Source organism: Nocardia arthritidis NBRC 100137, from assembly GCF_001612765.1.
In the GTDB taxonomy this organism is placed as follows: domain Bacteria; phylum Actinomycetota; class Actinomycetes; order Mycobacteriales; family Mycobacteriaceae; genus Nocardia; species Nocardia arthritidis.
Map to the genome: position 1 here is coordinate 30,188 of NZ_BDBB01000017.1, position 20,440 is coordinate 50,627.

Genomic DNA, 20,440 nt, shown 5'->3' on the forward strand with positions numbered 1-20,440 from the left:
CACAGCCCAACAGTTCGAGGAGTAGACATGACCCTGCGGGCCCCGCTCGCCACCGCCACGCTTCCGTCACGCTGGGCGACGGTGGCCCGGGCAGTCGTCCTGCTCACGGCGATCACCAGCGTGCTGCTCGTCGCCTTCGCCTGGCCGTCGGTGCGGTCGTCGGTACACGATGTGCCGATCGCCGTCGCGGGGCCGACCAACGCGCTCGCGCAAATCCGTACCACGCTCGATCAACGTCTGCCGGGCGGTTTCGATATCACCGAAGTCCCCGACACCGCGACCGCGGAACACCTCATCCGCGACAGGCAGGTATACGGCGCAATCGACCTCAGCTCCGGCACCCCTCAGGTCATCATCGCCTCCGCCGCCAGCACCGCGGTCGCTCAGACCCTTCAAGCCATGGCAACCGGTCTGAGTCTGGCGAGCGGCACCAATACGCCGGTCGCTGTCCGCGACCTCGCCGCCCTGCCCGCCGACGACCCGCGCGGCGCAGGCCTTGCCGCAGGCGCCCTGCCACTGGTCATGGGGGGTCTGCTGGCCGCGGTATTGCTGAGCAGGCTCGTGCGCGGCACCGGCCGCCGGGTCACCGGAGCACTCGCCTTCGCGGCAACCGGCGGCCTGGCCATGGCAGCGATCCTCCAATTCTGGCTCGGCTCGCTGAGCGGCTCCTACGCGGCGAACGCCGGTGCCATCGGCCTGACCATTGCGGCCACCTCGCTGACCGTCCTCGGGCTCGAATCCCTGCTCGGATACGCCGGAATCGGGATCGGCGCCGTCGCCATGATGCTCATCGGCAACCCCCTCTCGGGCACGGCGACCGCACCCGAGATGCTGCCCGGCTGGTCCGGCACGCTCGGCCAGCTACTACCCCCCGGAGCCGGCGGCCGGTTGCTGCGATCGACCGCCTTCTTCGACGGCCGCGGCACCGCCGACTCCGTCACCGTACTGGTCACCTGGGTCACCCTCGGGGCAATGCTGTGCCTGGCCGGCAGCCTGCGCGCCCACCATACGGCGAACGCCGCGGCTGGGCTGCGGACAACACGCACAGCACCGGCCGAAACAACATCGGCACCCCTCACCGCCCACCTGCCTGCCGGTAGCGACGACTGACCTACCGCATCAGCTTCTTTGCCACTGCACCGTGCCGACGACCCCGGCCCACACCGGCGCCTCCACCGCCGGACCATCCGCAGATTGAAGGAAACGATCGTGGTCGACGCCAAGGCCCCGTTCTCGGCGTTCCTGGAAGCCCAGGACGCCCGCGACGACACCGAACGCAAGCAGCGGCTGGCCCGCACACGCCGGACATGTGCGCCGCCACGTCGAGCAGCTGGCCCCTCGAACGCACCACCCGGCCAGTCGCCGCGACCACCACCACACTCGGCCCAGTGTAGGTTCTTGACCCGTGACGAGGCCGGCAGCCCACGGATGCCGGCCAAGGTCATGAGGACCGATACGGTGCGCGAGCAGACCTTGACGCCCATCGCCATCGTGAGCTCGGCGTGAACCCTGCGATATCCGTACGTTCCTCGGGACGCGACATGGATCTCACGGATCAACCCGGTCAACCATTGCCGCCGCAACTGCGTCGGCGTAGTCGGACGCCGTTTGGCCTTGTAGTAGTTCTGCCGGGCCACCCCCAGCACTCGACAGCATCGGTCTACCGGTGCCCCGGCCGCGACGAGGCTGTCGATCACCGGGTAAAACCGCCTTTTGGGCCAGAAGTGTCCTCCCCGAGGAACTTCGCGGCGTGGCGGATGATCGCGAGCTCGGTTTCCAGCTCACGGATCCGGCGGCGAGCAGCACGCAGTTCCGCCGACTCCGCCGACGGTTTGCCCGGTCGTAGTCCGTGGTCGATGTCGTCCTGGCGCAACCATTTCGACAACGTCACCGGGTGGATGCCGAGCTCGACCGCGGTCTGCTTGGCGGGTTTGCCTGCCCGGACCAGAGCGATCGCTCGGGTCCGGAACTCGGCGGGATAAGCGCGTGGCACGCGGGACAGCCTTTCGGTAAGGCCATCAGTTAGCAACCCGAGTTGGAACCCAACCAGTGGGGCCAGGTCAAGTTTGGACCCCAACCAGTGGGGCAGGTCAGACAGCGCTGCTGCAGGTATCGATGACCCCGCCGGGATCGTTGTAGCGCACTTACGTGCGATCGGCGAGGTCGGCATCGGCCACCCTGATATCGCCGCGATCGTCCTTGCCATGGGGTACCGGCTCCTCGAATACCCGGACGTCAGATCGCGGCTGGCCGCTGGCATTCGTGCCGGCATCGCTGCGGAGCGTTTCCACATCCACGACCTGAACGCCGCACTCGACCTGGTCGGTGGAGTTGCCCTGGCGATACTGCGAACGTCGCAGCGCGATCCGGCCGCCTTGACAGCGCCCTGGATAGACATCCTCGCCCAGCAGGCGCTCACCGCGCTGGGGCACCGTTGAGGCGGCGCGGCGAGCGAGCATCACGCGTACGCCTGGTCGCGTCCGTGTGCAATACCGAAGTCTCGACTTCTGCGCGGGGCACGGCATAGCGTCGGCGCGGACTGTTGTCGAGTGCGCCGAATCCCTACGCCGAACGAATCGGCGAAGCCTATCGACCCGTCTCCGCCGCGTTAACTGATGCGAGGCCTGCGACGAGGTGTCGAAGTCCGAAGCGGAACTCGCTTTCCAGGGTCTGTGCGGGTAGGCAGTCGGCGACGGTGATGGTGGCGGGGAACTGCGCTGGGTCGAGTTGGCGATAGAGGGCGACGAGGGCGGTGGGGTCGATGTTCGCTTCGGTGTCGTGGCCTTGTAGTTGTGCGGCGAAGCCGACGACGTACCGGGCCAGGGTGGCGTACATCATGGCGGCGGATGGTGGGGGGAATCCGTTGGCCAGCAGCATGGCCAGCACTTGTTCGCGCAGGCGCAGTGCGTTGGGGCCGGTGGGTACTTGTTCGATGAGCAGGGGAGCGACACCACGGTGGCGGTGCAGGGCGGCGAAGATGGCTTCGGCCGCGGCGATGCAGGCGCGCTGCCAGTCGCCGTCGGTGGCGTCGTCATCGATGTCGACCTCGCCCAGAACGCAGTCGATGACGTGGCCGATGAGTTCGGCGCGGTTGGCCACGGCCCGGTAGAGCACCGCAGTTCCGGTTTCGAGGCGTTGGGCCAGGGTGCGCATCGACAGCGCCTCGGCGCCTTCCTCGTCGACCAGGCCCAGCGCGGCTGTCACGATCCGATCGAAAGGAACCCGTGGGCGGCCAGGGGAGCGGCGGCCGGTGGCGTCGGAATCGGTGGTGGGCACGCTCGCATTCTCCCCGATCGGCGGGATGGACATGTGATCAGCATATAACGGTCACGACGTCGCTCTTTTGGTCCAACCCATGCCGCGAGGATTCGGCAACATTTCCTCCAGGGAACGCGGGCGGGTACGGACGTGCCGAATGCTCGGTCCGCTTGATAACGCCCCGGTGACTTGCGCCACCGGAGCGGGTGGAGTTCGCCGAGTTTTCACCACACCGATTCGCATGGCGTGGACGGTGCCGCTCAGTACTCGAGGATGGCTCCCCGGCGATGCCGATCGGGTGATTGTGCCAAGGCGGGCTGGCGTTGCCGCCCGCATCCGGCAGCGTTTCCCCTCAATGCGCGGTGCGCCGGCGGTGTTCGGCCAGACTGTTGAGCCCGAAATCCGAGCGCGGATTGCGCCAGACCGAATGGGCATGGTTGGCGTGGCGCTGGGTGTTGTCGTATTCGATGAGCAGGTCGGGGCCCTGGATTCGGTAATAGTGCGGTTCCCCGGCCTCGAGGCTGCCCGCCCATCCGAAGTGGACCTCGTCGAGTACGTCGTCGGCCTCATAGTGCGCGGCGTGGACATCGGCGAGCGCGCTGGGCGCGCGACCGGTGTACAGGCTGATCAGTTGCCGTAGTACGTGCCGGTGCTCTGGGTCGAGGTCGCGGGCGGCCAAACCTTTAGGAGGAAAGGAAATCGCCATGGCCGCATGGTCGGCCTCGGTGTATCCGCTACCACTTTCGGCGCGCATGTCGATGTCGTCGACCAGCTTTCGCAGCGCCGGATCGGTGAACGTGCCGCGCCAGAGATCCTGCATGTGCATCATCGCATCACCGTGGGCGATGGTCGGCCGGTTGCCGGAGACGATGTCGGATATCGCGCTGGTGTGCAGTAATGCCATGTGGTATCGGTCGGAGTCCAGTGACCGGGCCAGGCGCCGCGCCGTTTCTTCCGGCCCTCCCAGCGGCCGCAGCGTGCCGCCGAGCAACGCGGCGCTGGCTGGATCGGCTCCGATGAAGCACGGTGTCGTCGAGACGATGCGCCCGCGGATGACGAGGTTGTTCAGCGAGATGTGGTGACCGCCGAAGCGCCAGGCCCAAACCCGGTCACCTGGTCGGCCGAACAACCTCAGCCAGTACAGGCCGGGGTCTCGGCCTCGTTGCCGTCCCCAGCGGACTTGCCATCCTTCGACCTGATCGAGGACGTTCTCCAGGCCCATCACGGTGGCGACGGTCGCGTATCCGGCCTCGGAGAGTCCCGAGGCGATCAGTCGCATCGCCAGGCCCTGCTGATGTGCGGTCTGGTCGCGCAGGGCAAGTCCACCGTGGTCGGTCGGGGTGTAGAACCAACGGAGCCGCTCGGCCTCCGCGTCCGGAGCCAGAGGCGAGTCGAACTGCGCTTGGGTCAGCTGATCCGGGGCGAGCGATTCCAGCCATGCTGCCGCGCAGGCAGCCATGTCCGTGGCGACCAGCTCGCGGACCGGAGCAAGCGTGGCCTCATCCGGTGACATCGAGCATGACCTTGATCGCGTTGTCTCGCCGTTCGGCGTAGGTGTCGAAAGCTTCGGCGATGTTTTCGAGGGGGAAATGGTGGGTCACAAGGGCGCTGGTGTGCAGTCGTCCGCGCGATGCCAGCGACAGGGCCCTCGCTACCGAGTTCGCGCCTTCGCCGCGAATGGTGTTGATCGAGATTCCATTCATGACAGCATGATTGAGGTCAGCCGTCACCGGTTGTTCGAAGAATCCCGCCAACACGATTCTGCCGCCGCGCTTGACCATGTGGATCGCGTCGTCGACGGCACCGGCAGCCCCGGAGCACTCCACGACGATGTCGGGGCCGAGTCCGCCGGTGATCTCCCGGACCGCGGCGACGGCGTCCTCCTCGCGGGCGTTGAGTAGATGGTCGGCCCCGAATTGCTTCCCGATCTCCAGTCGGTTGTTGCGTGTGCCCACGAGCATCACCGGGTCGGCTCCGAGTTCGCGGGCGACCTGGACGGCCATCAATCCGATTGGGCCGGGACCGATCACCGCGATGCTGGCCCCCACCAGCAGCGAGTCGAGCACGTCGAACGCGTGCATCACGGTGCCGGCGGTGGTCAGCACGACGGCCGAGTCGAAGTCGATGTGATCGGGAAGCCGGTACAGCGTGGAGACGTGGTTGACGACATATTCGGCGAAGCCACCGTTGACCGTCATTCCCTGTGTCCGATGGCCTTTGGCCTGGTTGCCGTAGTTCAAACAGTCCGTGTAGGAGCCGGATAGGCAGTTGAGGCATCGCATGCAGCCCCGATGCGCCTCGGTGACGACGCGATCGCCGACGGCGAACTCGTCGACGGCGCTGCCGACCGCGACTACGACGCCCGCGTACTCGTGGCCGGGGATGAAGGTGTCCGGCGCCGGGCCGGCTCCGTGGAAGAAGCGACGGCTGCGGACCTTGAGGTCGGTGCCGCACAGTGACGCCCGGTGAACTCGTACAAGAACGTCGTCCGGGCCCGGGCGGGGCACCGGCATGGTTTTGGTCTTGATAATTCCCGGCTCGCCTATCACTGCCGCCAGCATTGTTTCCGGAAAGGACACCACTTTGCCTTTCGTTGTCCTTTTATGGTCCACCATGAGGCTATGTGAGCGATTTAATTCCTGTCCAACGGCGCGAAGCCGGCCCTAGCTGGAAAGCTTCCGCCGACCATGCGCTGTACTGCAGGTATAAGTCTGCCCTATAGGGTGCGGCGAATATTCGTATGGGTGCACTCGTCGGCGCGGTGTTACGGTGCGAAATATCTAGAAAATGCCGGGGATTATCGGCGTTCGGTCGAGGAGTAGACTTTGGATCTTGAGATTACCGGTCGAACCGCACTGGTTCTGGGCGCGGGCGGCGGCCTGGGTGGCGCCATCGCGGAGAAATTGGCGACCGAGGGCGCCGAGGTGGCCGTCGCCGATATCCATCGCCAAGCCGCCGAATCCCGCTGCGACACGATCGTCGCGGCTGGCGGCCGAGCCATACCGGTGGCGTGGGATATCGCCGACCTCGACACCATCGAAGGCAACGTCGCTGCGATCGAGCGAACCCTCGGCCCGGTCGACATCCTGGTCAACAACACCGGCGGGCCGCCGCCCTCGCCGGTCTTGGGCCGGCCTTCTGCGGTGTGGCTCGATCATTTCCGTTCCATGGTGCTGTCCGTGATCGCCATCAGCGACGAACTCGTCCCGGGTATGCGGGCGCGCGGATGGGGCCGCGTCATCACCAGCACCAGCTCGGGAGTGGTCGCTCCGATTCCCGGTCTCGGGCTGTCGAACAGTCTTCGTGCCACGTTGCTCGGCTGGTCCAAGACGCTGGCGCGGGAAGTCGCTGCGGACGGTGTCACTTGCAACGTCGTCGTGCCGGGCCGGATCGGAACCCGTCGCGTCGAGCATCTCGACCGGATCAAAGCCGAAGCCGAAGGCCGAACCGTCGAACAGGTCAGGGCCGACAGCGTCGCCACCATCCCCATCGGCCGTTACGGCGACCCGGACGAATACGCGGCGACGGTGGCGTTCCTGGCCAGCGTTCCGGCGTCGTACATCACCGGCACGGTGGTGCGCGTCGACGGTGGTCTCATTCCCAGCCTCTGATACTCACAGACAAAGGATCTCAACCATGGCCGTGCTCACCCGAGAGGCGAAGGGCGTCTTCGCCATCGCGCCCACCCCCTTCGACGAGCAAGGAGCGGTGGACTTCGACTCTCTGCACCGTTTGGTCGATTTCTACGAATCGGTCGGCGTCACCGGGGCCACCTTGCTCGGCCAGATGGGCGAAGCGCCGAAACTGTCGCATGACGAGGCGACCCGAATCGTGCGGCACGTGCTGCGCAGGACCCGGCTTCCGGTCGTCGTGGGAGTCTCCGCTCCCGGCTACGCCGCGATGCGCGCGCTCACCGGTGAGGTCATGTCGGCGGGAGCGGCAGGCGTCATGGTCGCACCGCCCAACACCTTGCGTACCGACGACCAGATCGTCGGCTACTACGAGGGCGTCGCGGCCGTGCTCGGCGACTCGGTTCCCCTCGTCGTGCAGGACTACCCCTTGTCGTTCTCGGTGGTCATGAGCGCCGGGGTCATCGCGCGTATCGCCCGCGCTGTGCCCAGCTGCGTCATGCTCAAGCACGAAGACTGGCCGGGACTGGAGAAGATCAGCGCCTTACGGCACCTCGAAGCCGAGGGCGACATGCCACGACTGTCGATCCTGTGCGGCAACGGTGGGCTCTTCCTGGATTTCGAGACCGCGCGGGGCGCCGACGGCGCCATGACCGGATACTGCTTCCCCGAGATGCTGGTCGATGTGGTCGGGCATACCGCAGCGGGTCGTTCCGAGGAAAGCCACGACATCTTCGACGCGCATCTGCCGTTGCTGCGATACGAACAGCAGCCGGGTGTGGGCCTGGCCGTGCGCAAGTACGTCATGCAGCGGCGCGGCCTGCTCGCCTCCGACACTCAGCGCACACCCCGCAGCGTGCTCTCGAGCCGAGCGCGGTCGGAAGTCGACCATCTGCTCGCCCGGCTCGCTCGCCGAGACAGCCGAGCGAATCGGGTCGCGTGACTCGCTCGCTGCACGTCTGCGGCCGACGGGGGCGGCGGTAACTTCATCTGATGCGACTGCGCCAGCTGGAGTACTTTCTCGCCGTTTGGGAAAGCGGGTCGTTCAGTGCCGCCGCGGCACGGCTGTATGTCTCGCAGCCGTCGCTGTCGCAGCAGATGCGTTCGCTGGAGAAAGAACTCGGCGCGCAACTGCTCGAACGCGGCCGCCATGGCCTGGCCCTCACGCCCGCGGGACGGGTCTTCCTGCCGCACGCCGAGCGGGTATTGGGGGCTGTCGGCGAAGCCGCGGATGCCGTGCACCAAGTGGTCGAGGGGCGAAGCGGCGACGTGCATGTGCTGACCGTCCGGTCGATTGCCTCCGGCATCCTGCCTCCGAGCGCCGTCCGGTGGCACTCCCTGTTCCCGACGGCTGTCCTTCGGGTGCACGACTTCTCGCACCGTCGTGCGCTCGAGGAAGCGGCTCGCGGAGGACAAGGCGATATCGCGGTCGGACCGCGGCCCGAAATGTGGGAGGGACCCGTCGTGTCACTCGGTTACGAGGAGATGGTGCTGGTCGGCCCGTCGGGGCGGGACACGGGTTCCACCGTGGAACTCGATGAACTGGCCGCCGCCGACTGGATCCTCTACGAGCCCGAGCAAGGCATGAGCGAGATAGTAGACCGGACCGCCGCCGCCCTGGGATTCACTCCGCGGGCCGTCGCGCGTACCGGACAGGTGGCGGCCGCACTGCTCTTCGCCATGGAGGGCTTGGGAGTCGCGCTGGTGCCCAACAACGCCGTACCGGGCGGCTGGATACGGCACGCCAGAAAGATCGGGCCGGGGGTTTACCGTGAGATCGTCGTCTACAGCCGCAGCACGCCGACGCAACTGGCGCAGCGGTACCGAGATTTGCTCACCTCCCTCGAGTTGCCCCTCACCTCTGCAACGGAGCTTCCGGCAGGGGCTTTGCGCTGCTAGGCGTTCCTCGCCACGATCAACCGACGCCATCGAGGCCTGGATTTCGCTGCTGGGGCTCGATCCGCAGAACCGGGCCCCGCGCATGATGACCCGAGCGGTGGCGGGCGCCATCGACGAGGCCGCCGTCTATTGGCTGCAGAACGGCGAACCGTTCGACGTCGACGTTGTGGTCGAGTGCCTGATGCAGCTGACCGTGGCGGCGCTGCGTTCGGCCGCTGCGCTGGACAGCACTGTCGACGTGGACGCGACGCTTCGGCCGATGCTCGACGCTCCCTCCGGGTCTTCTGAAATGCAGCAAGGATTTTCGCCTATTCGTCGTCGAGCGGGTGGGTTCCGCCATAGTACGGGGAGCGTGCTCCACATCGCCCTCGCTCCGCCGTGGCCGGGCGGCTCCAAAAATAACGGCAACAAGATCGGCAATAACGGTCACAATGTTGCCGCAACACTTGACCTGGACTCATGTATCGGCAACGCTGTAACCATTATGAGTAGACGAGTAGCTGTCGATGACTACATCGATCCTGATTCGCGCTTCGTGAGCGTCGAAGGTCAGAACCTTCACTACAAACGGGCCGGAAGCGGGCGATCGGTGCTGCTCCTACATGGCAGCGGCTCCTCGCTGCACTGCTTCGACCAGGTAGCCGCCACCGTGTCGTCGTCCTTCGACGTAATTCGCCTCGATCTGCCCGGGTTCGGTCTCACCGGCCCGCGCCTCGACCGTGACTACCGGGTGCAGACCTACGCCACGACCGTCGCCGCCTTCTTGAACCGGCTCGGAGTGGTCGATGCTTCGGTGGTAGGCAATTCGCTCGGCGGCAACATCGCCTGGAATTTCGCACTGGATTATCCCCAGCGTGTGGATCGGCTCGTGTTGATCAATGCCACCGGCTATCCGGGCAAGTCGCTGCCGCTGGCGCTGCGGCTGGCCCGTAATCCGATCGGTCGAGCGTTGTTGCCTCGCTTGGCTTCTCGGTCAGCCACCGCACGCAATCTGCGCTCGGCGGTCGGATCACGATCGTCGGTGGTGGACGACGAGATGATCGACCGGGTCTACGCGATGCTGACCAGGCCCGGCAACCAACAGGCATTCATCGACTTCGCCAATACCGACCAGATCGACCGAACAGCCGAGATCCCGGCCATCACCGTGCCCACCCTCGTGCTGCGTAGTGCGTCTATCGACGGCCAGCATTTCACCCGCGATATCCCTGGCAGCCACGAACGAGTGCACACTGGTGGCGGCCATCTGCTCCCGGATGAAGATCCGGCGTGGGTGGCAGGCGCGGTTTTGGATTTTTTGACCACCGAGGTGGCCGCACAGCCGAAGGAACAGCGATGAAGTACTTCGTGGCCCGCGGCGAGACACGTCGCTTGGACGGGCCTACCAGAGGCGAGCTGCGCGGTGAGTTCCTCCGATGCGGCGATGGGATCACTCACTACGAGCTGAGCGGGCCCGCCGCGGCAGAGACCGTCGTCTTCGCGGGCGGTCTCACTGTCCCCCTGTTCTACTGGGACGAACTCGCCGCCGAACTCCGCCGGCGCGGATTCCGCACCCTCACCTACAGTGCCTACGGCCGGGGCTATTCCGATCGGGTGCAGGCACGTTACGACGAGGCGCTGCTCGTGCGGCAACTCACCGACCTGACCGAGCGCCTGGAATTGTCCGAGCGGTTCCACCTCGTCGGAACTTCGATGGGTGCGCTGGTGGCTATGGCTTTCGCCGAGCACCGCATCGACCGGGTAGCGACCTTGACGTTGGCGGGCCCCGCCGGGTTGCAGCCCGCACCTGCCGCCGCACGGCTGCTGCGCCACGAGTTCTTGGGAACCGTCCTGGCCAAGAGCCTGGGAAGCAGAATGCTCGACCGGCACCTCTCACACAACGTGCGCGATCCACAGCAGTCCGCGGCACTCACCGCAATGGTGCGGGAGTGCTACCAGTTCGAAGGCTCGATCTACGCGTTGGCTGCCACGATCGCCGACTTTCCGCTCGGCGGCCGCCAAGACCTCTACCGGCGAACCGGCCACCTGCCGGTGCCGCGGATGCTGCTGTGGGGCGATCAAGACCAGGTCACTCCTATCACGAACTACGACGAGGTGTGCGCGTTGCTGGCGCCCACCGTGTCGCACATCTTCTCGCCGTGCGGGCACATGGTCCCCTACGAGGAGCCCGCCCGAATGAGTTCCCGATTCGCCGCTTTCGTCGACGCCGCCAAGAAAGGGACGCACCGATGACGACCCAGCCCACCACCGATATCGTCGATGTCCTCGTCGTCGGCGGCGGGCCGACCGGCACCGCCTTGGCGATCGATCTGATTCGTCGCGGACTGGCGGTGCGGATCATCGACAAGGCCGCGCACGCCTTCGAGGGTTCGCGAGCGAAGGGAGTCCAGCCGCGCACCCTGGAAGTGTTTGAAGACCTCGGCGTCCTCGATGGCATTCGCGCCGGTGGCGCCGACTACCCGCTGTTGGGCATCCATGCGGGTCCGCTGAACATTCCTTGGCGCATGATCTCGCATACCGACGTGAGCTCGGATGTGCCGCATCCGAATACGTGGTTGATCCCCCAGTTCCGCACCGACGCCGCACTGCGCGCCGGACTGTGGCGGCTGGGCGTGTCCGTCGAAGCCAACTGCGAACTGGTCGGATTCGAACAGCATCCGGATACGGTCGTGGCGACGGTTTCCGGTCCCGACGGTGTGACCGAGATCGGCGCTCGCTACCTGGTCGGCGCCGACGGCGGAGCCAGCACGGTCCGGAAAACCGCGGGCATCGGCTTCGAGGGAACGACGGATGAAGCCGATCGAGTGATCATCGTCGACGCCGTGGTGGACGGCCTTTCCCGGGACCGCTGGCATGTGTGGCCGCGTCCGGGTGGCCGGTTCGTCGGTGCGTGTCCGCTGCCGCATTCCGATCGGTTTCAGGTGATGATTCGTCTGCGCCCCGATGAGGAGCCCGATCTCGACGAGGACAGCCTGAACGCTCGCATCCGCAAGCAGACCGGCGACAAACGAATCCGTTTGTCGCAACTCAGCTGGAAGTCGGTGTTTCGCCCCAACATTCGCCTGGCTGAACGCTACCGTTCGGGTCGGGTGTTCGTCGCCGGTGACGCGGCTCATGTCCATCCCCCCACGGGTGCGCAAGGACTGAACACCGGTGTGCAGGATGCCTACAACCTGGGCTGGAAACTCGGTCAAGTGCTCGCCGGCGCGCCCGACAGCCTGCTCGACACCTACGAAGCCGAGCGGCAGCCGATCGCGGCCAGGGTCTTGGGCTTGTCGATCGAGAAGTACCAGGGGCTGTCCAAGCTCGACCCGTCGTCCATCAAACGCGGTGATGACGAACGCCAGCTGGCCCTCCATTACCGCGGCGGACCCCTGGCGGCGGATGATGCCCAACGAACCGCGACGCTGCGGGTGGGCGATCGCGCGCCGGATGCGAGACTGCTCAGCACGACAGGGGGATCGCAGCGGCTGTTCGATCTCTTCGCCGGACCGCATTTCACCGCGATCGCCTACGGTCCCGCGGCGGCCGAGGACCTGGCCGCACTGCCGTGGCCCGCGAAGGGCGCGGGGCTGAAACGGGTCGCCGTCCACAGTGGTGATCAGGCGGAGGTGGATGTGGTCCTCGCCGACATCACAGAGTCCTTTGCCCGGATCTATGGCCTGACCGACTCCACCCTGCTGCTGATCCGCCCCGACGGTTACATCGGCTCGATCGCCACCACCGATCGGATTGCGCGCACACTGAAATCCATCATTGCGATGACCCCGGCGGTCGAATCCCCGGTGACACAGACCATCGGGAGGCAGGAGTGAACCACGGCGGCTCACCCGTCCTGGTGGGCTCGGCTATGGACGAGAGGTGCACGGTAATCGCTGCGGCGACGTCCTGTGTGGCGCGGACACCTCGCCGACCTGACGAGGTTCGGATTTCGAAGGCCCGACCAAGGTCCGGCTGCCGCCGTCAGTGTTGTTGAGGGCGCGTTCATGAGATCGGAAATGCGATGTTGTGGCACCTGATGGTCGACTTCGGTCTGGGTTCCCCCTTGCATTTCGTCGCCTCCCGCGAGGCGGCTGTAACGTTCGCGCGGGAGGTGATCGAAAAGGGCTGGGCGCGGGCCGCCGCCGTCGATGACCGCGTGGACCACAGCTACCCAACGATGCCGTGCCAATTCCTGTATGCGCCACCGAGGCCGGATTCCGCGCGCATGTTCTGAAACCACCCGGCAGCTCGATGCTGCCCAGCGCAGGGCTTCACCAGGCAACCGTTCGAGCGGCGTTGGCCGATGCGCTTCGGCCCGAGGGGGCACCGCGAGTTCGTCGAGGCGATCGCAGCCGGTGATGTGGACCGGCTGTGAGGCATCATCGAATGGCACAACCGAGCGGCCCGCGCCGACCGCGTTCAAGGTCACCAGAGCCATGATCGAGTGGCTTCCCGCACGCTTGGCTGGGCGCGGTGGATAAAGTACGGGAGGTCGGGCTTGCCGCAGCATGCGCAGTTGGCGTTCGCTCAGCGCGGCCGACCGAGAACGAGCTGGCGATGCAGGATCCCGTCGACTACGGCGACAAGTCCATCGGCGCGGTCGGCAGCCGCAGGGTCTCCCGCCCAGTTCAGTACATCGGCGAGTGCGTCGACGAACGCGGCACGCGTGTTGTCGAAGTATCGGTGAAGCCTGGGAGTCCTGGTCGCCCTCGAGTTGCAGTTCCAGCCGTGCTTTGTAGCGCTCGGGCGCCTTCAGTAGGATCTCGGCGGCCCGCACGATGATGTCGGTGGCTACCTCGCGAGTGAGGGGGCCGGGGTCGTGACCGGTCAGGGCCTCGATGGCTTCTTGCGCGTCGACGTCGAACATTGCTTCGGCGGTGAACATCAGCAGTGCGGCGCGGGTCCGCACGTAGCGGCTGGTCGTCCCTTCGGGTACTCCGGCCTGCCTGTCGCCCGCGCGGTGGGTGATCCGCGACTGTCTTCGGTGGCCAGCACGCTGATCGCCGCCCACCGACTCTATTCTTGTGACTGCCCATATCGGTGACGCGTGAGTCGGTGGCGCCCATGACCAGAGCGTGTCCACCGGACAGGATCGTACCCCACACCCCGAACACATCCGGTGCTTGCTCGGCACACAGCCCATGTCCCTCGCAGCGGTCGTAGTCGACGGTGATCTTCCTCAGCGTCCTCGGTCAGGCAGGAATAAGGTGCAGGGGCAAATGCGCGTAGCGGTGGATGATGTTGTTCATCGCCCATTCGGGCTCTCCCGCCACCTCGATGTGATCGACACGCTCGATCAGCGCACACAGGATGGCTCGGGTTTCCAAGCAGGCGAGCCCTTGGCCCGCGCAGCCATGGGTACCGTGGCTGAGCTTCCCCCGCTTTGCCGGAGAGCGAATTATCTGATTCCGGCTGGAACCTGCTGATAGTAGCGTGCCTCGTATTCGTCGGGTGATAGCCAGCCCAGCTTCTTCTGGATGCGCTGGGTATTGTACCAGCCGTCGATGTAGGCGAACAACGCGTTCTCGGCGTCTTCCTTTGTGCGCCAACTATTTCGGTACACCAGCTCGGTTTTGAGCGTGGAGAAGAAGTTCTCCATGAGCGCGTTGACGCTCCTATAGTTGTCAAACCGCTGTGAGGGGTGGTTGTGGCGTGGGACGCAGCAGGCGATAGATCTCGCGGATGACGTAGCGTTTGAGGCAGCGGATGATCTCGCGTTTGGTCTTTCCTTCGGCAGTGCGGCGGGCGACGTAGTCGATCGTGGGCTGGTGGAACCGCATCCGGACGATCACGGTGCGGTAGATCGCAGCGTTGAGCTGACGGTGGCCGCCGTGGTTGATGCGGTATCTGCCGCCGGTCATACCGGAGCCGGTGGGGACAGGGCTGATGCCGGCGAGCTTGGCCAGGGCAGCTTCGGATTTGATTCGCTCGGGGTTGTCACCGACCACGACGAGGATCTCCGCTGCGGTGTCCACGCCGATTCCGAGCGGCTCGAGCAGTTGCGGGGCGGCACGACGGACGAGCTCGCCGATCATTTTCGTCAGCTCTTTGGCCTCGGAATCGAGGTACTGCCACCTTTTGGCGAGAGCACGCAGGGCATGGCGCAGTGCGTCTTCGGGACCGTTCAGGCCCCGGGGTCGCAGACCGGCCAGGTGACGGGCAAGCGCGGTTTGCGTCTTGCCGGTGGTCTCCCGCCGAAGAGTGTCGGGGGCGTGGACGAGCATCGCCTTCATCGTGACCGTGGCCGCTGCGCGCTGCTCGACGGCTTGGTCGTGGGCGATCTTGAGCTGACGGATCATCTCGGATTCTCCGTCGGCGCTTTTCGGGGTGGTGGTGGCGAATCCGGCCAGGACTGCGCGGGCGGCGTTCTCGGCGTCGAGGGTGTCGGACTTGCCGTTCAGTCGCCGCAGCCGCCGGTCGGGGCGGCCGGCCTCGACGACCTTGTGCCCGGTGCGGCGTAGGAACGAGGCGAGGGTGGCGCCGTAGGAGCCGGTGCCTTCGACCCCGAACGCCAAGATCCGGCCGTACGAGCCCGCCCAGTCGAGCAGCTGCTGAAACCCGCCGGTATCGGTAGGGATCGTCAGCGTGGCCAGGATTCCGCCGATGGTGTCCAGCACTGCGGCGACGTGCATGTGCTTGTGGGTGTCGACTCCGACGACCACATGCCCGGACCTGGGCTGTTCGTTGTTGTTCACCGTATTCCTTCCAACCGGTAGCGTGGTTCACGCTGTCGCCGGTTGGGCGGACAGGACTGTCACGGGGACGCTTTGACGAGTTGGCTCCAGGCTCCTATCAGGTCACGCCCGCCCGGCGGCAGCGCTTGCTGCATGCCCGGCCGGACGGTCGACAGATCAACGCCAGGACACCCGCATCAGGGTCAGTCGTAAGCAAGAGTCAGACCGCCGCGGCCAGGACTACCCGATCCTTGCGGGATCCGGCACCGAGAGACTGACAGTCGTAGGAATCACCGACCGACCCCATCGACTGGGCTATTCCGTTGTCGGCCAACCGATTCGCGAACCGAATCGCGGTGTAGGTCGAGCCCCTGTCCGAGTGGTGTATCAGCTGCCCGTCGCGGACCTCGCGTGTCCACACCGCGTACTCGAGCGCGCCCAGGACCAACTCGGTGTCGCACCGATCCGAGCACTTCCAGCCCACGATCCGGTTGGAGTACGCGTCGCGCACGGCCGCGAGCCAGAACACGCCTTCCCCGGTAGGTATCCGCGTCGCGTCGGCCACCCACAACCGGTTCGGCTCCGAAGCGGTGAAATCACGCGCCACCAGATCCGGAGCCGGGGTCGCGCGCGGGTTCTGCCGCGTGGACGGCGCGCGCCACTTCCTGCGCAGGAACGCACCCTGCAGGCCCGTCTGGCGCATCAGCCGCTCCACCCGCTTGCGGCCAACCCCGATGCCGCGCCGACGCAGCATCTGATGCACCCGCGGCGACCCGTAGGTGCCGCCCGAGCTGGTGTGGATGTCCACGATCTGCGCGATCAACTCCTCGTCGTCCAGGTGCCGCTTCGGCGGGTTCTTCGCGCGTTGCAGCCACCCGTAGAAGGTGGAGGACGCGATACCGAGAACCCGTAGTACGAGCTCGACCGGGTGCTGGGGATGTTCGTTCACGAACGCCATGATCACCTCCGGGTCTGGCCGAGCTCGGAGGCGAAATACGCACTCGCATCACGCAATACGGCCTTGACCCGTTCCAGTTCGGCCATCCGCTTGCGCAGCCGCAGATTCTCCTCGAGCATCTCGGTCGTGGGACGGTCGTCCCGCTCGCCCCGGTCGGCCTCGTCCTGGCGAATCCAGTTGCGCAGGGCCTCATGATGAACCCCCAACTGCTCGGCCAACTTCCGGATCACCGGCTTCGGGTCCGACTCCCGGTACAACCGGACCGCCCGCGCCTTCAACTCGTCCGGATACTTCTTCGGTGCTGCCACGAATGACTCCTTCCGGCCCTATCGGACCATGCTCGGAGCCCTCCGAGAAAGCGGGGGAAGCTCAGCTGACCTTTCCCCGCATGTGCCGGGCGACCTCGGCGACGCCGAGGTTCGCGCCATTGGCGTAGGCGGTGAGCACATACCGGCCCAGCGCGTCGCCGCGGATCTTCGGGTCCGACCCCGACGCCGGCCCGAGGTGGTGATGCCAGCCGGTCAAATACGCGGCGCGAGTGAGGATGTCGAGCAAGCTGCGCTCGGGTAGCCGCTGGTGGATCGCGGTCTCCAGCGCCAGCGCGGACAGTCTCCGGTCGGCACCCTTGCGGCGCTTGAGTATCGGCCTGCCTTCCTCGAGCACCAAGTCGGTGTTGGCTGGATAGCCTGCGTCCACCTTCGCGGCGGTGTCCGCGAGCAGCCGACGGCAAAAGGAGACCAGCTCACCCGCATCAGTCGGGATGCCGGCCTGCTCGCAGAACTGCGCCGCCATCGGCGCGCACTCCTCCCACGACATCAGCTGCGCAACCAGGTCGGCGTAGGAGTCCGACCCGGCCACCGCGATATCTCCCGAGCGCAGCTCGGCGGCCAGGTGGGAGAAGACGCACACCTCCAGATGCCGGCGCGCGAGCATCCCCGGCCGTTCCTTGTGCCGCAACACCTTGCGCCAGGCCACCGTCCGGCATGACCACCACCGCGATGGGAACCAGCGCGATCGCGCTCTTCAGCGCGCTGTAGCCGAGGATCAACTGCAGATATTGCAGCCCGACGAAGAAGAAGCCGAATATGGCGAGGAACTGGACGAGAACGGTGACCGCTCCGGCGCGAAACCCGGGAATGCCGAACAGGCGTGGATCGAGCAGCGCGTGCTTGTTGCGGAACCCGAGTACGGCGTACAGCGCTAGCGCCGCTGCGGAAACAGCGAAGCTTCCCACCACCCGAGCGCTGGTCCATCCGGCTTCGCTGCCTTCGATGATGCCGTAGACGAGCGCGCCGATCGCGACGGCGCTCGTGTACGCGCCGAGGTGATCGAGTGGGTGGCCTTCCTCGTCGCGGGTGTTGGGCGCCAGGAGCAATGCCAGCAGCCCACCGACCACCGCCATGATCGCGCTGGCCACGAAGATCGAACGCCAACTCCATACTTCGAGCAACAACCCGGCGGCGAGCATGCCGAGGATCGCGCCCGCGGCAGCGAATCCGGACCAGATCGCGACGCCGTGGTTGCGCCGTTCGGCTGGAAACGCCGCGGTGATGGTCGACAGCGTGCCCGGCATGATCACCGCGGCGCCGATGCCCATGACCGCGCGCCAGGCGATCAGGGTGGTCGTCGAATCGGCGAACGCGGCGGCAGCCGAACCGATCGCGAAGACCATCGTGCCGCCGATCAGGACATCGCGTCGGCCGAACTTGTCGCCGAGCGCACCGATCGGCAATACCAGCGTGGCCAGCGCGACCGTGTAAGCGTCCGCGATCCAGGTCAGCGATGTGGTCGAGGCCGACAGATCCACCGCGAGCTCCGGCATGGCCAGATTGAGCGCCGATACCGACGCGACCACGAGCACCAGGCAGGTGCACATTGCCGTCAGGATGCCGTTGGTACCCGCGCGCCGGGCCAGAACTGGGCTCGGACCACCAGGCGCACTCGCCATGGTTTCGTCCACGTCTCCTCCTCGATCTCCGATTTCGCGTCGCTGCCGAGCTCAATCGGAAGCTCCAACACCCACCGCAATTCTGACTATATCGTCACTTACGATACGCAGATCAGTAAAGCACCGTAGCAGCGGCCTCCACTCCGTGCAGCGAGGACGCGCGGCCGTGTAGTCCAAGCGCAGTCGGACCTGTTCCGGTGCGCTTGTAGTGCACCTTCATGCCGTCCACCACGACGAATCGCGAGTTGGGCTGGATGTCGCGGGCGAGTTGGTCGCTCGTAGTGGTTACAGCGTTGCCGATACTCTTGCGGGTGTCGAGGGCGGGTGAGCGAGTTGCTTGACACCGCGGTGAAATATCGGTCACACTGTATCCGTATTATTCGCATGATCGCTCGACCTTTGAGCGTGAGGATGGTTCACCCTTCGCCGGTCGCCGATCTGTGTCGGCCCGACGCGCGAGCCCCTTGTCGAGCCACGACGGGGGCGTACCGACGTCTGCGCCGACCGCATGCCCTTTCGGCCTGTCCGCTGATTTGCCCTCACGGGTGACGGGAGAAACGAATGAGCCGCACACTGTTGCGCGGTGCGCAGGTGATCACCATGGCGCTGGATCGTCCCGACGTCGAGGAGGTCGACATCCTCGTCGACGGCGACCGGATCACCGAGATCGGTGATCGGCTCGACCCCCGGGGTGCTGACGTCGTCGAGTTCGCGGGCCGAATCATCATTCCTGGGCTTGTCAACGCTCACCTGCACTCCTGGCAGACGGCGATGCGTTTCGCGGGCGCGGACTGGTCTCTGCCGGAATATCTTGCCCACGCTCACGGAGTTGCTGCGCGACACTTTCGCCCGCAGGACATCCATATCGGGACGTTCGCCGGGGCCCTCAACCAGATCGACGGTGGTGTGACGACCATCGGCGATTGGTCCCACAATTGCGTGACACCGGACCACGCGGACGCGGCGATCGACGCGTTGCAGCAGGCGGGCATCCGGGCGGTGTTGCTGCATGGCACTCCGCACGGGCTGCGCGATCGGGTGCACGACACCCGGGAGATCGACCGCCTGCTCGGCGGAGCGATCGCCACGAGCGAGTTGCTCTCACTGGGGATGGCCGTGGCGGGCCCGCAATTATCGAAACCCGAAGTTGCGGTCGCGGATCTGCGTGCAGCTGCCGAACGTGGATTGTTGGCGTCGATGCATCAGAGCGCCGGTCCGCCCGGTCCGGGCTGGCAGGCCGTCAGCGCCGCCGGCTTGTGGGGGCCCTTGACCAACATCGTGCATGGCACGGGGTTGATTACTGCTTGGGTGAGACGGTTGGTCGAGGCCGGGGTCAGTTTCACAACGACGCCGGAAAACGAACTGGGCCAGGGTCATTGCGCGCGAGTGACCGATCAGCTGCTGAGCCTGGGCGCGGCACCGTCGCTGGGTACCGACACCGAAATCGTCGCGCCGGGGGAAATGTTGGTCGCCGCGCGGATGGTGTTGGCACGCCAGCGCGGCCTCGCGCATGAGCAGGCGCACGCAAAGACCGGCCTGGGTGCGCCGGTGGTCTCGCTCGGTGTGAAGCAGGCGCTGGCGTGGGCGACCGTGGAGGGTGCGCGCGCGCTGGGCATGGCCGACCGGACCGGTCGCATCGAGGTGGGCATGCAGGCCGATCTCGTTGTGATCGACACGCGTGCGCTCAACCTGTGGCCGCTCCACGATCCGATTGCCGCGGCGCTGCATGCCAACGTCGGCAACATCGAAGCGGTCATGATCGCAGGACGCTGGCGCAAACGCCACCACCAGCTCGTGGACTGTCCTGTGGACGAAATCATGGAGGCACTGCAACGGTCGGGTGAACGTTTCATCGACCAGATCAACGCAACTGGCCGTGTCGCGCGCATTCGACGGCGCGTGGTGGGGCACGTGGTGCGTCGGCAGTTACGGCAGCAAGCGCGTGGATCGGCGCACGATGCGCTGACATCGCATGAAAGCCCTTCACAGGACCGTTGAGGCTATCTCTCGACATGGGCGTCGAATCCGCGCGACCGGTGTTTGAATACCGGGGAACGGCACTGCGCCGGTCGGCGATACCAGCCTGCCCTGG

General features: G+C 66.1%; 22 protein-coding genes and 2 pseudogenes. 11 read left to right on the forward strand and 13 right to left on the reverse strand.

Annotated features, from left to right (window positions below):
• Positions 1 to 27: 27 nt before the first annotated feature.
• Together NA8_RS35040 and NA8_RS35045 are read left to right on the forward strand one after the other, a co-directional pair.
• A complete protein-coding gene (locus NA8_RS35040; RefSeq protein WP_245663837.1) occupies positions 28 to 1,110 on the forward strand; it encodes a hypothetical protein in 1,083 nt (360 codons plus the stop codon).
• An 84-nt stretch (positions 1,111 to 1,194) separates the two neighbouring features.
• Positions 1,195 to 1,506, forward strand: a complete 312-nt coding sequence (locus NA8_RS35045) for a hypothetical protein (protein ID WP_157106690.1) — start codon at positions 1,195 to 1,197, stop codon at positions 1,504 to 1,506.
• Here NA8_RS35045 and NA8_RS35050 read toward each other — a convergent pair.
• Positions 1,392 to 1,993, reverse strand: a pseudogene (locus NA8_RS35050) (transposase); the annotation flags it as partial. The gene NA8_RS35045 and the pseudogene NA8_RS35050 sit on opposite strands and share 115 nt — an antisense overlap.
• A 73-nt stretch (positions 1,994 to 2,066) precedes the next feature.
• Here NA8_RS35050 and NA8_RS34355 point away from each other — a divergent pair.
• On the forward strand, positions 2,067 to 2,438 hold the full coding sequence (locus NA8_RS34355) for a hypothetical protein (protein ID WP_169810502.1): 372 nt from the start codon (positions 2,067 to 2,069) through the stop codon (positions 2,436 to 2,438).
• A 148-nt stretch (positions 2,439 to 2,586) separates the two neighbouring features.
• On the opposite strand, the gene NA8_RS13875 is transcribed toward NA8_RS34355, so the two are convergent.
• The 3 genes from NA8_RS13875 to NA8_RS13885 all read right to left on the reverse strand — a co-directional run bounded on the left by NA8_RS13875 (position 2,587) and on the right by NA8_RS13885 (position 5,873).
• Positions 2,587 to 3,309 (reverse strand): TetR/AcrR family transcriptional regulator, encoded by a 723-nt coding sequence (locus tag NA8_RS13875; protein WP_084466778.1) that lies wholly within the window; start codon positions 3,307 to 3,309, stop codon positions 2,587 to 2,589.
• A gap of 301 nt (positions 3,310 to 3,610) precedes the next feature.
• On the reverse strand, positions 3,611 to 4,771 hold the full coding sequence (locus NA8_RS13880; protein WP_063050803.1) for a DUF3500 domain-containing protein: 1,161 nt from the start codon (positions 4,769 to 4,771) through the stop codon (positions 3,611 to 3,613).
• Positions 4,758 to 5,873 carry a zinc-dependent alcohol dehydrogenase gene (locus tag NA8_RS13885; RefSeq protein WP_084466779.1) on the reverse strand — a complete coding sequence of 372 codons (1,116 nt, stop codon included), beginning with the start codon at positions 5,871 to 5,873 and terminating at the stop codon, positions 4,758 to 4,760. Before NA8_RS13885 ends, NA8_RS13880 begins: the two co-directional genes overlap by 14 nt.
• Before the next feature lie 210 nt (positions 5,874 to 6,083).
• Here NA8_RS13885 and NA8_RS13890 point away from each other — a divergent pair, with 210 nt between their 5' ends.
• The 7 genes from NA8_RS13890 to NA8_RS13920 all read left to right on the forward strand — a co-directional run bounded on the left by NA8_RS13890 (position 6,084) and on the right by NA8_RS13920 (position 13,002).
• Positions 6,084 to 6,869 carry an SDR family oxidoreductase gene (locus NA8_RS13890; protein ID WP_063050805.1) on the forward strand — a complete coding sequence of 262 codons (786 nt, stop codon included), beginning with the start codon at positions 6,084 to 6,086 and terminating at the stop codon, positions 6,867 to 6,869.
• Between the two features lie 25 nt (positions 6,870 to 6,894).
• On the forward strand, positions 6,895 to 7,830 hold the full coding sequence (locus NA8_RS13895) for a dihydrodipicolinate synthase family protein (RefSeq protein ID WP_063050806.1): 936 nt from the start codon (positions 6,895 to 6,897) through the stop codon (positions 7,828 to 7,830).
• Positions 7,831 to 7,880: 50 nt separating this feature from the next.
• The gene (locus tag NA8_RS13900; RefSeq protein ID WP_063050807.1) at positions 7,881 to 8,786 is read left to right on the forward strand and encodes a LysR family transcriptional regulator; all 906 of its coding nucleotides are present in this window, start codon (positions 7,881 to 7,883) and stop codon (positions 8,784 to 8,786) included.
• A 97-nt stretch (positions 8,787 to 8,883) separates the two neighbouring features.
• Positions 8,884 to 10,125, forward strand: a complete 1,242-nt coding sequence (locus tag NA8_RS13905; protein WP_245663818.1) for an alpha/beta fold hydrolase — start codon at positions 8,884 to 8,886, stop codon at positions 10,123 to 10,125.
• A complete protein-coding gene (locus NA8_RS13910; RefSeq protein WP_063050808.1) occupies positions 10,122 to 11,018 on the forward strand; it encodes an alpha/beta fold hydrolase in 897 nt (298 codons plus the stop codon). Before NA8_RS13905 ends, NA8_RS13910 begins: the two co-directional genes overlap by 4 nt.
• On the forward strand, positions 11,015 to 12,601 hold the full coding sequence (locus NA8_RS13915) for an FAD-dependent oxidoreductase (RefSeq protein WP_063050809.1): 1,587 nt from the start codon (positions 11,015 to 11,017) through the stop codon (positions 12,599 to 12,601). The genes NA8_RS13910 and NA8_RS13915 overlap by 4 nt, the downstream gene beginning before the upstream one ends.
• Before the next feature lie 203 nt (positions 12,602 to 12,804).
• Complete coding sequence (locus NA8_RS13920) at positions 12,805 to 13,002, forward strand: hypothetical protein (protein ID WP_157106692.1); 198 nt, start codon at positions 12,805 to 12,807, stop codon at positions 13,000 to 13,002.
• A gap of 293 nt (positions 13,003 to 13,295) precedes the next feature.
• Here the strand turns inward: NA8_RS13920 and NA8_RS35715 are convergent.
• The 9 genes and pseudogenes from NA8_RS35715 to NA8_RS13950 form a co-directional block, all read right to left on the reverse strand.
• Positions 13,296 to 13,463, reverse strand: a pseudogene (locus NA8_RS35715) (hypothetical protein); the annotation flags it as partial.
• Positions 13,397 to 13,951, reverse strand: coding sequence for a ferredoxin (locus tag NA8_RS35720; RefSeq protein WP_084466780.1), 555 nt, complete (start codon positions 13,949 to 13,951; stop codon positions 13,397 to 13,399). The pseudogene NA8_RS35715 and the gene NA8_RS35720, both read right to left, overlap by 67 nt.
• A 9-nt stretch (positions 13,952 to 13,960) precedes the next feature.
• The gene (locus NA8_RS35055; RefSeq protein ID WP_369690255.1) at positions 13,961 to 14,095 is read right to left on the reverse strand and encodes a hypothetical protein; all 135 of its coding nucleotides are present in this window, start codon (positions 14,093 to 14,095) and stop codon (positions 13,961 to 13,963) included.
• A gap of 71 nt (positions 14,096 to 14,166) precedes the next feature.
• Positions 14,167 to 14,367, reverse strand: a complete 201-nt coding sequence (locus NA8_RS13925) for an IS3 family transposase (protein WP_063050810.1) — start codon at positions 14,365 to 14,367, stop codon at positions 14,167 to 14,169.
• Between the two features lie 25 nt (positions 14,368 to 14,392).
• The gene (locus NA8_RS13930; protein ID WP_084466781.1) at positions 14,393 to 15,463 is read right to left on the reverse strand and encodes an IS110 family RNA-guided transposase; all 1,071 of its coding nucleotides are present in this window, start codon (positions 15,461 to 15,463) and stop codon (positions 14,393 to 14,395) included.
• A gap of 199 nt (positions 15,464 to 15,662) precedes the next feature.
• On the reverse strand, positions 15,663 to 16,391 hold the full coding sequence (locus NA8_RS13935; RefSeq protein ID WP_169810503.1) for an IS3 family transposase: 729 nt from the start codon (positions 16,389 to 16,391) through the stop codon (positions 15,663 to 15,665).
• Positions 16,392 to 16,402: 11 nt separating this feature from the next.
• Complete coding sequence (locus NA8_RS13940) at positions 16,403 to 16,708, reverse strand: transposase (protein ID WP_063050811.1); 306 nt, start codon at positions 16,706 to 16,708, stop codon at positions 16,403 to 16,405.
• Between the two features lie 61 nt (positions 16,709 to 16,769).
• Positions 16,770 to 17,192: a Tn3 family transposase gene (locus NA8_RS13945; RefSeq protein ID WP_063050812.1), complete on the reverse strand. Its 423-nt coding sequence runs from the start codon at positions 17,190 to 17,192 to the stop codon at positions 16,770 to 16,772.
• A complete protein-coding gene (locus tag NA8_RS13950; protein ID WP_245663819.1) occupies positions 17,152 to 18,360 on the reverse strand; it encodes an MFS transporter in 1,209 nt (402 codons plus the stop codon). Before NA8_RS13950 ends, NA8_RS13945 begins: the two co-directional genes overlap by 41 nt.
• A gap of 549 nt (positions 18,361 to 18,909) precedes the next feature.
• On the opposite strand from NA8_RS13950, the gene NA8_RS13955 reads away from it, so the two are divergent.
• Entirely contained in the window at positions 18,910 to 20,346 is a 1,437-nt protein-coding gene (locus NA8_RS13955) for an amidohydrolase family protein (protein ID WP_063050813.1), read from the forward strand.
• The last annotated feature ends 94 nt before the right edge of the window (positions 20,347 to 20,440 follow it).